We start from the raw sequence: 13,591 nt of genomic DNA, 5'->3' as shown, positions 1-13,591 counted from the left end.
ATCACATGCTATTCACAGGATGATGAAAAATGTTGAGTAAAATACGAATTTCTGATAGGGAGATTTTACTGCATGATTCTATATCAGGATTATCTAATATTTATAACATAGACTCCTTATCTCTTCTGATTGGTGAAAATGGTTCGGGAAAAACTCGAATGCTTTGTGATATAATTGAAAAATTCACTTCGTTTAAAGATCGATATTATCACGATGGTTGTAGGGTTTATGATATTGATGGAGTGGAATTAATGAATTATGACCTTTCAAGTTGGGGGGTTGTCTATTTTACTCCATTACCATATAGAGCAAAAATTAACGCCAGAACAGCGAATTTTATTAATGCTTCTCCCAAGCTAAGCATACGTAATGACATGCAGAGTATTATTGATCATAAATCAATCTTAGATGAATTCGGAATTACTCCACATGGAGAAGTGTCAAGGAGAACAAATTACACTCGAGCTCTAAATGTCATCCTGGACCTTATCGCATCGAAAAATATCGAATGTCCAGAGGGTTTACCTGGGACTGAATTATTGTTTCAAGTGCCGCAATTGAGGAAAGATGTTCAAAGAATAAAAGACAATCGGAGTGAAATAGCTGAGGGAAACAATAGCGTAATTATTATTGATATACAGAAACGTATTGATGAAATTATTAGCACGTCAGCCCGACTTTTAGAGGGATTCCTTCGCTCTAATTATGGCGATACTGTTGTTTTTTCAGTCTTAACACTCATAGAGTATTGTGTGCTAAAAAAGAAAACGTCTAAAAGTGTCATTATTGCATTATTAGCCGAGTTTTTTTCTTTATCTCCCAAAAGGACATTTAAATCTTCATCTGATTCTGTAGTTATGCTTGATAAAGCAAAGTCATTGTTGACTTTCCTTGAAAGAACAGGAGTCAAGGATGACATAATTTACTTTGGCGACTTCAATAATGGCTATTATGCAAGTTTTTTAAGCGATATAGATCCTTACAATGACAATGCTACTGTAGAAAATCCAGAACTTAAAGATATAATTAATTTTGAATTTTCTGGAATGAGCTCCGGAGAGCTGGCATTATTATATCAATTAGTAAAGATTTCTGAGGCAATAACATCACTTCATGGTAAAAAGAAAAAATCAATCCTGTTATTAATTGATGAAGGTGATGCTTTTTTACATTTGAGATGGCAACAAAAATATATTTCTACATTGAATAAATTGTTGGGAAAATTAAAGGTCTCATTGGAAATAGATGAATTGCAGGTTATTTTGGCAAGTCACTCCCCCCTGCTGGCTACTGATGTGCCTAGTAATTTCATATGCCGATTGGACAACACTGACCAACAAACATTATCAGGATTCGCTGCGCCTTTGTTTTCATTGCTTTCCAATTCATTCAATGCAAATTCAATCGGTGAATTTGCCTCTCAAAAAATAAACGGAATAATCGATAGAATCTCAAATAATAAAGTGTCTGAACAAGATCGCATCTTAATATCTAGAATAGATAATAATATTATTCGTACTGAGTTGCAGAGGCTTTTATTACAGAGTAAATCTTCGGGGGGAAATTATGATAATTTCAATAGTAAATAATTGGCGCAAGGCGGAAAATAAGCATGCTAAATTTTTGTTTGATTTGGTTAGCGCTAAGATTTTAAAACTTGATCGTACATTGCTTGTTGAAAGTAAGGTTGTACAATTTCTGGAGGAAGTTACGCATTATTTGATCATCTCAGGGAGGGATGATATTTTATTGTCCATATCTATTTACAATGATTATTTGAATTCATTCAATGATGAAATAAATCGCCAAGGGTTCATTAAAAAAATAAGATCTATATTTGACTATGATAATTTTGTCAAAAAAAACGGTGACTGGAATGCTTATGAACTTTGTAAAGATTCACTAACCCGTACTTGTCCTTACTGCAACCAATCATATGCTTTTACTTTGCAAGCTGGAAGAAGAGGGTTTAGGCCAACATTAGACCATTATTACAGTAAAGATGACTATCCGCATTTGGCTCTTTCATTAAATAATCTTGTACCTAGTTGCTATACATGCAATTCAAATCTGAAAGGGAAAAAGGATTTTTTTAAAATCCCGCATTTGAATCCCTTATGGGATGATGAAAACATTAGTTTTAGTTTTTCTCATGTGCGCGGGGTGGTAAATCTTGAAAAAGATGTATGTGCTGCCCCGGAAGGACTTATTGTAAATACCAATGTTGATACTTTATGTGATCGTACTAATAAGTCAATTGAGACTTTTTTGATTAAAGAGCGCTATGAACTTGTCGCATTTGAAGCTGCAACATTTGCGAAAAGTAAATTGGAGTATTTGTATGCAAAAGAAACAGGGATTCCCTATTTTGAAAAAATCAGTGAGGCAACGATTATTCGATTTGATGCGGAGGAATACACGCAGTATTTATTGGGTAAACTATTATTGGGGATCAATAATCAAATAAATGGTCTTAAAAGAGATAATATTAATTGATTCTACCAGATGCGAGCTTATAGGGGATAACTCACCAAAACAATAATAAATACTTGAATAAAAAAGCTCTGCTTTTCAAATTGATTCAGGCCGGAGCGGCAGTGATGCGCTCCGGCCATTTGTTTTACCGGTCCGGTGTTAACGCGTGACGTGCACCTGCGGCGTGGTGTTGCTGATAAACCGCCCGCCGGATGCGCGCTCAAGCTGGGCCGCCAGTTGTAACAGCAGCCCATCGTTACCCTGGCGCGTCTGGAAATGCATCCCGAGCGGCAGACCGGATTGTTGCCAGGCCAGCGGCAACGAGATGCCCGGTGTGCCGGTTAAACTGGCGAGCGGGGTGTAGGAGAAGATATCCCACAGCGAATAGAACCAATCCATGACGTCCGGGTTATCGCTGAGCGTCAGGTACTTTTTCTCACCGAGCAGAGGCGTAGGTTTAGAAAATGTCGGCGTCAGGATCAGATCCCATGTCTGGAAAAATGCCCCCAGTTTGCGGGAGATCTGGTTAAACGCATCCTGCATTTTCCAGCGCTCGCTATAGGACATATTTATCCCTTTTTGCCAGATGCGGATATTCATCGGTTCGACTTTATCTTCCGGCGGGGCGCTAAGATTGTTTTTTTCCAGCAGCCGCTGAATAAATTGTGCAAAGTTGCTGATATAACAGGCAGTCTGCGCGGCAAACGCCTCTTCAAACGGAATGTCCGGCGTCACCCATTCCACCTGATGCCCCAGTTCCTCAAGCAGACGCGTTGTTTTTTCCAGCTCCGCAACAAAGTGCGGCGTCGAGCGGTAATTCCCCCACTCATGAGACACGGCAATGCGCAGCGGCGCCGGATCGCGGGTGATCATCTCGCTACATGTCTGCGGGGGTTGCCAGTAAGGCATAAACTCCCCTGGCGCGCCGCCCCGGCAACTGTCGACAAAGCGCGCCGTGTCGCGCACGCTGCGACTTACACAGCCTTGCGTTGAGACATAACCGGTGATATCCGACAGCGCCGGGCCAATGGAGAAGACTCCCCGGCTACTTTTCAGACCGATAAGGCCATTGGACCCCGCCGGAATGCGAATGGAACCGCCGCCATCGGTGGCGTGGGCGAGGGGAATAATTCCGGCGGCCACCGAAGCGCAGGCGCCTGCGGAGGAGCCGAAGGTGGTGTATTGCGTGTTCCACGGGCTGCGCGTTACGTAAATAGCCGGGTTTTCCGCCGATCCGCAGACGCCAAACTCCGGCGTGGCGCTGCGGCCGATAATATTAAGCCCGGCATGGCGAATTTGCGTGGTCAAAAAGGCGTCTTCGGTCGGTCGATTGCCGCGCAAAAATGCGGAGCCCTGCTCCTGTAAACGCCCCTTTATCCCTGGTCCTAAGTCTTTCATCAGGAAAGGAACGCCCTTAAATGGCCCCTCAAGACAGGTGCCGTCGGTTTCCGGCTGGTCGATGGCATCATCAAACAGCTCCACAACAGCACTGATTTGCGGGTTAACCCGCTGCGTCGCAGCCTGTGCCTGTAGGGCCAGTTCGCGGGCGCTGACCTCGCCGCGTCCAACCAGTTCTGCCAGCGCGGTGGCGTCGCAGGCGGCCCACTCATCCCAGCTCAGTACGGTGTTCATTGTGATTTCTCCTTCGCAAACTGGATTTTGCCCTGCGGCGCTTTAATGCGGCGGGTGGCGTTATGGGGGATGCGTTCTTTAAGCATCAACGTCGCCACGAGGCAGAGGATATTGGCGGCGATAAGGTAGTAGCCTGGGGAGACCGGATCGCCAGTCCATTTAATCAGCCACGAAAAGACAATTTGCGCCGTCCCGCCAAACAGCGTGATACCGAAGGCAAACGCGATGGAAAAACCGGTTGAGCGGATATAGCGCGGGAAGTTTTCGCACAGTACCACCAGCACGCCGGAGCCGCTGATACATTGCAGCGCGGCAAAGAGGGTGATGATGGCAAAGAAAACGCCTTCACTGCGCCAGGCATTGATCATCTCAAGGCCCGGTAGCAGCAGGAGCAGCAGAATCAGGCGCGGCGCGATGATGGTTATCTTGCGCCCGAAGCGATCTGCCATCCAGCCACCCACCAGCGAAAAGACCACCACGCACACGCCGATAAGAATGGTCGACACCATCGCCGTACCCGGCGCAAAGGCCAGCTCTTTGAGGGCATAAGTGGTCATGTAATTGAGAAAATATTGCGTGATGGTACTGCCTGAAAGAATAAAAATGCCCACCAGAATCAGACCGCGGTAGTTACGCATCACCTCACCGAGCAGGCTGCCGGTGGAGTTACTGGCGGCGCTGTTCTCGCTGGTGAACGTCTCGTTAAGGTTACGGCGCAGGTAGATGGCAATGGGCAGGATTATCAGTCCAAACGCGAAAGGCACACGCCAGCCCCAGGCGGAGAGTTGCTCCGGCGTCAGGATGACTGTCAGGGTATAACCAATCACGCCAGCACTGATCCCCGCCAGCCCCTGCGCGACGATTTGCCAGCTGGTGTAGAACGCCCGTTTGCCTTGCGGCGCAGCCTCCATAATAAACGTTGTCGCCGGACCTGCTTCGCCGCCCCAGGCCAACCCTTGCAGCATGCGAACAAGCACCAGCAGGACAGGGGCCGCCATCCCAATGGTTTCATAGCCGGGCAGGAAGACCAGCCCGCCGGTGCCGATGGTCATAAAGACCATAGTGAGTAGCATTGCCGGTTTACGTCCCACGCGGTCGGCATAGCTGCCAATAAATATGGCGCCAAGCGGGCGGACAATAAAACCGATACCGAAAACAGAGACTGACAATAAAAGGCTGGTAAAGGGGTTATCTGAGGGGAAGAAAATATTACCGATCATCACGGCAAAGGTGGCATAAGCACTGAAATCGAAAAACTCAACCGCAGCGCCAAGCACAACAGCAACGACTTCTTTGCGCGATGCTTTTGGTTTCGAAGCGCTATGACTTATTTCGTTTGTCATCGTATGGCCTTCCTCAATATGTTCAGGCGAATGAAAGGTGAAAAGACATAGCAGACATATAACAGGGCGCAGATCCGCCCACTATCACAATAAGGCGAGGTCAGTGTTTAAAAAAAGTAGGCACTGACGACAGAGTGAATGAATAAGAAAATAATATGATTTAATATAACTAATTGTTTATATTGCAAATTATAATTAAACCCGAAATTACAATTTTGCGCCGATAAATATACGCGTCAGCAGGTGCACTTAAAATGTGCCTGGTTGGGTAAATACGCGCCAAAATAAAACGACGGTTATTGACAGGTTATGCCGCATAGAGAGCCCATTACAGGGTATGGGCTTGTGAAAATGGATGAGTGAATGCACAGAAATGGCGCTCTGTGCTTACTAAGGGTGCAATAGCACAGTCATTATGGCGATGTTTGCCAATATTTCTCAGGCGTAATAAGGTCGCAGCAAGGGTTTCATCCAGCGGGAGAGACAATGCAATTACGGGCGCTGAAATATTTTAGTCAGGTCGCAAAGTCTGCTTCTTTTCGTGAAGCTGCTGATAAGTTATTTGTCGCGCCAGGAGCCGTGACGCGGCAAATCGATATTCTGGAACACTATTATGGCGCCCAATTGATTGAACGGGGCCCGCGCGGTATTAAACTGACCCGCGAAGGGGAGTTACTGGCGCAGGCGGTGGACGCCACATTGCGGGAGCTGGAGTCGGTGAAGGCGCGCATTACCTCCAGGCGCAGCGTGGTTTCCGGTACGGTAAAAATATGCGCCGCCGAGAGCCTGGTGGCGCTGTTTATCGCCCCTGTCATTGCAGCGTTTGGTCAGCATAACCCGGAGGTGTCGTTTGAAATTGACACCGGCAGCGCCCCTTATATTGCCGAACAGCTTATTAGTGGACACGCTGATGTTGCGCTGGCCTTTTACACGCCGGTCAGCGCGGAGATTCAGGTGACGCATTGTTGTCATCTGGAGCACAAGGTGCTGATGGCGGCCCATCACCCGCTGGCGACGAAGTCGCGGCTGACCCTGAAAGAGATTGCCGCTCATCCGATTGCCATTCCCCCCGCCAACTATGCCGTGCGCCAGTTACTGGAGTCCGCAGCCAGACGCGAAGCCGTCCATTTTGATATGCGCTTTATTACCAGCTCGATGGAGGTGCAAAAGACGCTGGCACTGCAGGGCAGGACGCTGCTTATTTTGCCTCAGCTACATCAGCAGGAGAGGGACAGCCAGGCAATGTTTGTGGCGGTACCGCTGGCCGATCCCTTAATGGGCAAAGTGAAGGTCGATCTCTGTCTACCCCGTCAACGGACGTTATCCATGGCGACCCGTCTGTTCCATGATATGTTGTCGCAACGTATTGATGGTCAGAATGCTCTGGTCAACACAACGGCGTAGAGCAATCAGGATCTTTTCCCGCCGCATAAGGAATGACGCCATGACAACGGTTCCGCGCTATCACCTGCAGACAATACCTGCGCCGCAAACCTACCCGGATATTGCTTACCCCGTCCTTTCTGACGAGACCATGAAACAGCGGTTGCGTAATGTCCTGCTGGCGATGCAGGCCAGCGGTTTTACCCATCTGGTTATCTATGCCGACAAAGAGCACGGCGCCAATTTTGAATATCTTGCCGGGTTTATTCCCCGTTTTGAGGAAGCGCTGCTGGTGGTGAATGCCGGAGGCGAGCTGAGCTACATCATGGGTAATGAGAACCTCAAGCTGGTGCCCCATGCGCGTAACGGCGGCAGATGTCTGCATACGCCGCTCTTCTCCTTACCCAACCAGCCAATGGAAGGGGATACGCCGCTGGCCGGGTTGCTCGCCTCGTGCGGTATCAGCGACGCGTCCTGCGTGGGTGTGGTGGGCTGGAAATTATTCACAGGTCATTCAGCGCTGTTTGATGTTCCGGCGTTTATTCTCGATGCGGTGTTCAGCGCGGCAGGCGGGCGGGAAAGGGTGCACAATGCCACCGGACTGTTTATCTCTTCTGAGCAGGGGGTACGGCGGCTTAACAGCGCCTGCGAAATCGCTTTTTATGAATATGGCGCAAATCTCGCATCCACCCGGTTGCTTACGGCGCTCAATGCCGTGGAGCCAGGGCGGCGTGAAAAAGAGATTGGTCATCATCTGGCGGGGTGGGGGCAACCCAACAACGTGGTGATGATTGCGGCAACCGGCGACCGCTTTGCTCACGCTTGTCTGTACCCAACGGATAAGGTCATCGCTCGCGGCGATAAGTTTTCCCTGACCGTCGGTTACAAAGGCGGGTTAACCAGCCGCTCGGCCTACGTTGTTGCCAGTGAAAATGAGCTGGCGGCGCCGGTTGCCGATTACCTGACCCGTGTAGCCATTCCCTACTATCACGCTGTGGTCAAATGGCTTGAGTTTATCCGTCCTGGCGTGACGGGCGCGGAGGTCTACCGTCTGATTGAGTCGGTGTTACCGAAAGATCGCTGGCACTGGCATCTCAATCCCGGTCATCTGGTTGCCGATGAAGAGTGGCTTAGCTCGCCGGTTTACCCCGGTTCTGCGGCGCGTCTGGAAAGTGGCATGTTGCTGCAAATTGATATTATTCCCTCGGTGGCAGGTTATGGCGGTTGTAGCATTGAAGATACCGTTGGCCTGGCCGATGAGGCGCTACGCGATGAACTGGCGCGGGCGTATCCGCAGGTATGGGCACGTATGCAGGCGCGTCGCCAGTATGTCACCGAAGTGTTGAAAATAGATCTGCCAGTTGAGGTCATTTTATTGTCAAACACCGTCGGGTATTTGCGTCCTTTTTTACTGGATAAAAGTAAGGCCGTAGTGAAAGCATAATATCGATAACGTCATGCCTGGGTTCTGTCGCTAATGCATGACGTTGTCAATAATAACACCCGACATAATTTTCTGGTGACATTTTGAGGGCAATTTTATCTTTTTTGCATTCGGCGTCCTGGCACCATTTTGAGGAATGATATTCGAAATGGGGGGCTCGCAAGCAAGTGGTTTTTGCATATTACAATTTACCTGCCGCATTATGACAGGTTATCGGTGTATTTATCAAAGCATATCAATTTTTATCTTTGTCTTCTACCCTCAAGGTTGAATATATTCTTAGCGCTTATTCTGAATGGCTGTGCCCTGACAGGCGAATATCTGGTCTGACGTGTAACGTTAAGATAAGGACTGACAAATAATTAATCTTATAGTTTCAGGATGGTTTTACTGCGACTAAACTTTCCGTAAGCAATAAAGAAATGGTTGACTAAAATCACTTGTCGGGAATTGCCTGTCTATTTTTTTTGTAAATTCAGGCGTGCTTTTTAGATGCTGTCTTTTGACATATTTTTTGCCCTGTATGGCGCGCCACGCCTGTATTTCTGTCGCGTCTTTGACTCCCTTTCTGTGAGATTTAGGATAAGGAAATATCTGTGTATCTGTATGAAATATATCAACTTTACTGCTGGAGGTGTTTTTTTAATAATTTTATAGAATTTTCTGATTTCCCGCTTATACTGAAAAAACATCGTTGCATGTGAATCATGCCGATATGCTACTTGCTTTCTCATTTTACATATAAATAACAGCGATAAGAACGCATTTCTTATTGTATGGGAGGTCTTGCCCATTGAATTTGCATACAGCTCATCACGGTTCGCGATAAAAGAGTTCCTGCTGTCTGTTTTTACAGGGGAACAGTCTTGTCTTTAAAATTAAAGGCACCGAATACTATTGTCTTTATTTTATGGGCTCGTGCTGTCTGAGTTAATGACTGTTTGCAGGCAAACATTAAAGAGTGCCGGGTTAGCGGTTCGGCGTGTGACGACTTGCAATTTACTCATTAAGGATGTTACATGATTGATGATGCGCTGAGTTATGTGAAGAACATTCTTGATCAGCAATTACGCAACCAGTTCGATATTGCCGGGAATATGGTTGTTTTAAATAATCTGGTCGATTCGAGCGGCGGCTTGCCTTTAAAAAATCAGAATAAATTAGTGCTGACGCTTATCAATCTGGAACATGAAACCAGCAAACCATTTTATGGCACCCGCACCGCGCCAGATACAAAAAATAATATCGTCAGGCAGATGATGCCAACGGTGAGATTTAATCTGGATGTCTTGCTTACCGCCAGCTTTGATGACTATAGCGAATCGTTGCGCTTTCTCTCGGCGGTAATCGCCTTTTTCCAGGCAAATCCCATTATCAAACGGCAGAATTTTCCCGACATCCCGGATGGCATCGAACAGTTGCAGTTTGAAATTGAAAATTCACCTTACGAAAACACGCACAACCTCTGGAGCGCCTTAGGCGCGCGGTATCAGCCATCGATCATTTACAAAATCCGCCATATCGCGATTCAGGCTAACCAGATTAACGGGGAAGCGCCCGTGCTCAGGCAGGTTAGCAGCTAGGCGCAGGCCGGACGCTGATGTTTGTGATAGCGGAAATTACCTTGCAGCATCAGTTTTTCCCGGACTGTGTCTGGCGTGACGCCACGCTATTGCCGGATCAAAACACCAGTGAAGCTATGCGGCGTCTGGGACTGAGCCTGGTGGCATCGGGCAATGTATGGCGCATCTATGGCTATGCCCCAACGGGCAGAACGGCATTTTTGCAGTATTGCGTTTCTCAGGATGCCTGTAGTCCATTTCGTTTCTGGCTGGTGCAGCAGAGTACCTGGTTACTGGCGGTCACGGTACTACCCGGCGACTGGAAAGGGGTACTCGGGTTCAGTAGTCAGCGTATTACCGCCGACAGGCAGATGCCGGGCGCGATGATTATGGGGCCTGCGCAAGCGCAGATCGCGCCTGCTATTGCGACGGGTGAAATCTGTCTCTATCCGGCGGATTTGCTCTCCCGGCAGGCTTTTACGGTGACGCTTTTGGCGCGCGCTACCGTCTGGGAATATCGCCTGATTCCGCGGGGACAGCGACGGTTGCAAAACCCGCAGATTGTGGACGCATCAGGGCAGATCGCATTCAACCCCGCCAGCATACATAGCGGGGATGACGATGGACAAAATGGCTGGGTAACCCGCAGCACCTCAGCGATTACCCTGCAACAGGTGCCGCCACAACGCTTTGCTTTAGTGGATATTGCGCGAACCCAGACGCAGAGCGGGCGTAGCCGACAGCAGACGGTGATGTCTGTGCTGCCAACGCCTGCGGCAGATCGTTTATTTACCGCGTATTGCGCGGATCAGCAGCCCGTGTCGGTTATGTATGTGTATGTCTGATGAAAGGGGCGCAACACGCATCACCCGCAGGCGAACAGGGGTCGGATACTGATGTATTTGGGCTAATGCCTTTTCAGGTTAACGACATGCAGTACAGGATTTTCACTCAGAGAACCAAAGGAAAACCACGACATGCTAGCATCCAATATCAAAACTCCGGGTGTGTATATCAACGAGTTGAATGCCTTTCCGAACTCGGTGGTCCCTGTCGCCACCGCGGTTCCGGCCTTTATCGGCTATACACCCAACGCGCAGTATCAGGGCAAGTCCTACTACAACAGGGCGCAGAAGATCACCTCTTTTGCCGAATTTCAGGCCATCTATATGAATGCGAATCCGCAGCCGCCTGCGGATCCTGCGTCGCAGTATAACCCTGAGTACTATCTGGTGGCGCAAAAAACGCAGCCGGAAAAGGGGGAGTACCTGTTATTGAACGGCACATATTATTCGATAGTGCCGGACCCGAACACCATCTACTACCTCTATAACAGCATTCGTCTGTTCTATCTCAACGGCGGCGGTGATGCGTATATTGTCTCGGTCGGCAGCTATGGAGAGTCCAGCGGCAAACCCGGCGATGTGGGGGCGCAAATCGTTAACCCGAACGTGAAACTCGCCGATCTGCAAGCCGGTCTGGCGCTGCTGCAAAACGAACAGGAACCCACCATGTACATCTGCCCGGAAGCCACGCTGCTTGCCCCGGCGGATAACGGCACCCTGATGCAGAGTATGTTGCTGCAGGCGGCTGAGTTGCAGACCGCAGTCTGTCTGTTCGATATTATCGGCGGCGATACGCCTGATCCGATTATGTACACCAATGACATTGAAGCGTTTCGCAATAGTACCGGGTCAAACGGGCTGAATTACGGCGTTGCTTATTATCCCTTTATTGGCACAACCATCATGCAGGGCAGTGATATCAATTTCACTAACCTGTTCGGCGGCGACATTAAACAACTGGGGGCGGTGATTAACCCGCCATCGGCGCAGGACCCGGTGGTGGCGAAGATCCTCGGGATGATTGAAACACCGCCGCAAACCAACCCGATGACCAACTCGCAGCTTAATGCTGCGCTGCTTAACGCCTCAAAAACCTATTCGCAAATCATCACGAACGTACTGAACTGCTCCAACCTGTTGCCGCCGAGCGGCGCGATGGCCGGGGTCTATACCGTTAATGACAACCTGAACGGCGTCTGGAATTCCCCGGCTAATACCAGCATCGTCGGGGCGGCGCGATTACCCATTCGCTTAACCGATGCTCAACAGGCGGATCTCAATATTGACGCGGTATCAGGTAAGTCCATCAATGCTATCCGCTTTTTCAACGGACAGGGCATTCTGATTTGGGGAGCGAGAACGCTCGATGGCAACAGCCAGGACTGGCGCTACATCTCCGTGCGCCGCACCATGACCTTCCTCGAACAGTCCGTGAAACTGGCAGCGCGTGCGTATGTGTTTGAACCCAATACGGCGAATACCTGGGCTGCGGTACGTAGCGAAATCTCCAGCTTCCTGACCGATATCTGGAAAGAGGGCGGTTTACAAGGCGCCACGGCAAACGATGCGTTTCAGGTCTTTTGCGGCCTGGGCTCCACCATGACGGGGGACGATATCCTGAACGGTTTCCTCAATGTCACCGTGAAAGTCGCCATTGTGCGTCCGGCAGAATTCCTCGTCATCACCTTTGAGCAGGAAATGGCGAAATCAGGCTAAGTGAAGCGTTCAGGCCTGTTCACACATCAATAAGTCAATTAACTGATTAGCGACTGTTAAGGAGCATGCTCATGGCAGATGACGGCAGCAAAGAAGGCACAACCTGGCCTATGCCCAAGTTTCGGTTTGAGGTTGATCTGGGCTCGGAACTCAAAGGGGTAGCGTTTCAGGAAGTCTCGGGGATGGATAAAGAGGTACAGGTGATCGAGTACCGACACAGTAACAGCACGCTGTTCTCGACCATCAAAATGCCCGGTATCGCCAAGTACGGCAACATCACGATGAAGCGTGGGGTCTTCGTCAATGACAACAACTTCTGGAACTGGATGGATGAAATCAAGATGAACACCGTAAAACGCAGAACGGTACTCATCAAACTGCTCGATGAAAATGGGGCGGTCACCATGCAGTGGCAACTGAACAATGCGTGGCCGACCAAAATCACCTGCACAGATTTGAAATCCGATGCCAATGAAGTGGCTGTGGATACGCTGGAAATCGCCCACGAACAGCTCGTTGTGACCAATGGATCATAACCTGCAAACCAGTTTTTATTTCAGCGTCTCGATCACCGGGATGGGCGGCAGCGATGCCGCCTTCCAGGAGGTGAGCGGCCTGAGTAAGGAGCTGGGTATCGAAGAGGTGGTATGCGGCGGGGAAAACCGGTTTAAGTACCGTCTTCCCGCTCAGACATCGTTTCAGAACCTGGTGCTGCGGCGCGGGGTGGTCAATGCGGAATCAGCACTGATCGGCTGGGTGAAAGATACGCTGGATAATGGGCTCTCCGCCCCTATCAAAACCCGCGATATTAAGGTCTGGCTACTTGATGAGAATGGTCATATCAGCATGGACTGGAATTTTATCGCCGCCTGGCCGGTGAAATGGTCCGCCAGCAATTTACGTTCACAGGAGAGTGAAATTTTCATCGAAACGCTGGAGTTTGCCTATCAGTACTTCGACATGCCCAATTTTGACACTTACTAACGCCGGGAGAGGCCGCTATGCCCGTTGAGATACGCGAACTGGTCATCAAAACCGCGATTCAGAGTCAATCCGAACCAACGCAGACGCAGTTAGATCCACAGCAGCTACAGGTAATTAAGCAGCAGGTGATTCAGGCTTGTCTGCGCCAACTCAAAAAGAGCGAAAGAAAAAATCCGCTGGAGCGTTAAGTCGTAGGGTCTTGCGGCA

Annotated in this window: 12 protein-coding genes; 10 read left to right on the top strand and 2 right to left on the bottom strand. The window is 49.1% G+C overall.

The features are described from left to right. Positions 1-29 precede the first annotated feature (29 nt). Both AAIG39_RS07120 and AAIG39_RS07115 read left to right on the top strand, forming a co-directional pair. Positions 30-1,589, top strand: coding sequence for an AAA family ATPase (locus tag AAIG39_RS07120; protein WP_343193514.1), 1,560 nt, complete (start codon positions 30-32; stop codon positions 1,587-1,589). Further along, on the top strand, positions 1,567-2,496 hold the full coding sequence (locus tag AAIG39_RS07115; RefSeq protein WP_090084482.1) for a hypothetical protein: 930 nt from the start codon (positions 1,567-1,569) through the stop codon (positions 2,494-2,496). Before AAIG39_RS07120 ends, AAIG39_RS07115 begins: the two co-directional genes overlap by 23 nt. Before the next feature lie 138 nt (positions 2,497-2,634). Here the strand turns inward: AAIG39_RS07115 and AAIG39_RS07110 are convergent, their stop codons facing one another. Together AAIG39_RS07110 and AAIG39_RS07105 are read right to left on the bottom strand one after the other, a co-directional pair. Continuing rightward, positions 2,635-4,107, bottom strand: coding sequence for an amidase (locus AAIG39_RS07110; RefSeq protein ID WP_343193513.1), 1,473 nt, complete (start codon positions 4,105-4,107; stop codon positions 2,635-2,637). Then, positions 4,104-5,504, bottom strand: a complete 1,401-nt coding sequence (locus tag AAIG39_RS07105) for an MFS transporter (RefSeq protein WP_090084479.1) — start codon at positions 5,502-5,504, stop codon at positions 4,104-4,106. The genes AAIG39_RS07110 and AAIG39_RS07105 overlap by 4 nt, the downstream gene beginning before the upstream one ends. A gap of 432 nt (positions 5,505-5,936) precedes the next feature. Between AAIG39_RS07105 and AAIG39_RS07100 the strand changes: the two genes are divergently transcribed. The 8 genes from AAIG39_RS07100 to AAIG39_RS07065 all read left to right on the top strand — a co-directional run bounded on the left by AAIG39_RS07100 (position 5,937) and on the right by AAIG39_RS07065 (position 13,572). Further along, positions 5,937-6,854 carry a LysR family transcriptional regulator gene (locus AAIG39_RS07100; protein WP_090084477.1) on the top strand — a complete coding sequence of 306 codons (918 nt, stop codon included), beginning with the start codon at positions 5,937-5,939 and terminating at the stop codon, positions 6,852-6,854. A 40-nt stretch (positions 6,855-6,894) separates the two neighbouring features. Continuing rightward, the gene (locus tag AAIG39_RS07095; protein ID WP_343193512.1) at positions 6,895-8,277 is read left to right on the top strand and encodes a M24 family metallopeptidase; all 1,383 of its coding nucleotides are present in this window, start codon (positions 6,895-6,897) and stop codon (positions 8,275-8,277) included. A gap of 1,019 nt (positions 8,278-9,296) precedes the next feature. Then, on the top strand, positions 9,297-9,860 hold the full coding sequence (locus AAIG39_RS07090; protein ID WP_343193511.1) for a Pvc16 family protein: 564 nt from the start codon (positions 9,297-9,299) through the stop codon (positions 9,858-9,860). Between the two features lie 17 nt (positions 9,861-9,877). After that, a complete protein-coding gene (locus AAIG39_RS07085; protein WP_343193510.1) occupies positions 9,878-10,684 on the top strand; it encodes a hypothetical protein in 807 nt (268 codons plus the stop codon). 132 nt (positions 10,685-10,816) lie between these two features. Next, positions 10,817-12,400, top strand: a complete 1,584-nt coding sequence (locus AAIG39_RS07080) for a phage tail sheath family protein (protein WP_343193509.1) — start codon at positions 10,817-10,819, stop codon at positions 12,398-12,400. Positions 12,401-12,465: 65 nt separating this feature from the next. After that, the gene (locus tag AAIG39_RS07075; RefSeq protein WP_343193508.1) at positions 12,466-12,936 is read left to right on the top strand and encodes a phage tail protein; all 471 of its coding nucleotides are present in this window, start codon (positions 12,466-12,468) and stop codon (positions 12,934-12,936) included. Next, entirely contained in the window at positions 12,926-13,384 is a 459-nt protein-coding gene (locus AAIG39_RS07070) for a phage tail protein (protein WP_079497381.1), read from the top strand. Before AAIG39_RS07075 ends, AAIG39_RS07070 begins: the two co-directional genes overlap by 11 nt. Positions 13,385-13,401: 17 nt before the next feature. After that, positions 13,402-13,572 (top strand): DUF5908 family protein, encoded by a 171-nt coding sequence (locus AAIG39_RS07065; RefSeq protein ID WP_343193507.1) that lies wholly within the window; start codon positions 13,402-13,404, stop codon positions 13,570-13,572. Positions 13,573-13,591 lie beyond the last annotated feature (19 nt).

It is taken from the genome of Phytobacter palmae, assembly GCF_039409775.1.
Lineage (GTDB): Bacteria > Pseudomonadota > Gammaproteobacteria > Enterobacterales > Enterobacteriaceae > Phytobacter > Phytobacter palmae.
The sequence above is the reverse complement of the archived record's forward strand: the minus strand, read 5'-3'. Positions and strand labels throughout refer to the sequence as shown.

Bases quoted from the DNA above. Each gene is read 5' to 3' on its own strand.
- AAIG39_RS07120 (WP_343193514.1), top strand. From the start codon at position 30: ATGTTGAGTAAAATACGAATTTCTGATAGGGAGATTTTACTGCATGAT.
- AAIG39_RS07115 (WP_090084482.1), top strand. From the start codon at position 1,567: ATGATAATTTCAATAGTAAATAATTGGCGCAAGGCGGAAAATAAGCAT.
- AAIG39_RS07110 (WP_343193513.1), bottom strand. From the start codon at position 4,107: ATGAACACCGTACTGAGCTGGGATGAGTGGGCCGCCTGCGACGCCACC.
- AAIG39_RS07100 (WP_090084477.1), top strand. From the start codon at position 5,937: ATGCAATTACGGGCGCTGAAATATTTTAGTCAGGTCGCAAAGTCTGCT.
- AAIG39_RS07095 (WP_343193512.1), top strand. From the start codon at position 6,895: ATGACAACGGTTCCGCGCTATCACCTGCAGACAATACCTGCGCCGCAA.
- AAIG39_RS07090 (WP_343193511.1), top strand. From the start codon at position 9,297: ATGATTGATGATGCGCTGAGTTATGTGAAGAACATTCTTGATCAGCAA.
- AAIG39_RS07085 (WP_343193510.1), top strand. From the start codon at position 9,878: ATGTTTGTGATAGCGGAAATTACCTTGCAGCATCAGTTTTTCCCGGAC.
- AAIG39_RS07080 (WP_343193509.1), top strand. From the start codon at position 10,817: ATGCTAGCATCCAATATCAAAACTCCGGGTGTGTATATCAACGAGTTG.
- AAIG39_RS07075 (WP_343193508.1), top strand. From the start codon at position 12,466: ATGCTCATGGCAGATGACGGCAGCAAAGAAGGCACAACCTGGCCTATG.
- AAIG39_RS07070 (WP_079497381.1), top strand. From the start codon at position 12,926: ATGGATCATAACCTGCAAACCAGTTTTTATTTCAGCGTCTCGATCACC.
- AAIG39_RS07065 (WP_343193507.1), top strand. From the start codon at position 13,402: ATGCCCGTTGAGATACGCGAACTGGTCATCAAAACCGCGATTCAGAGT.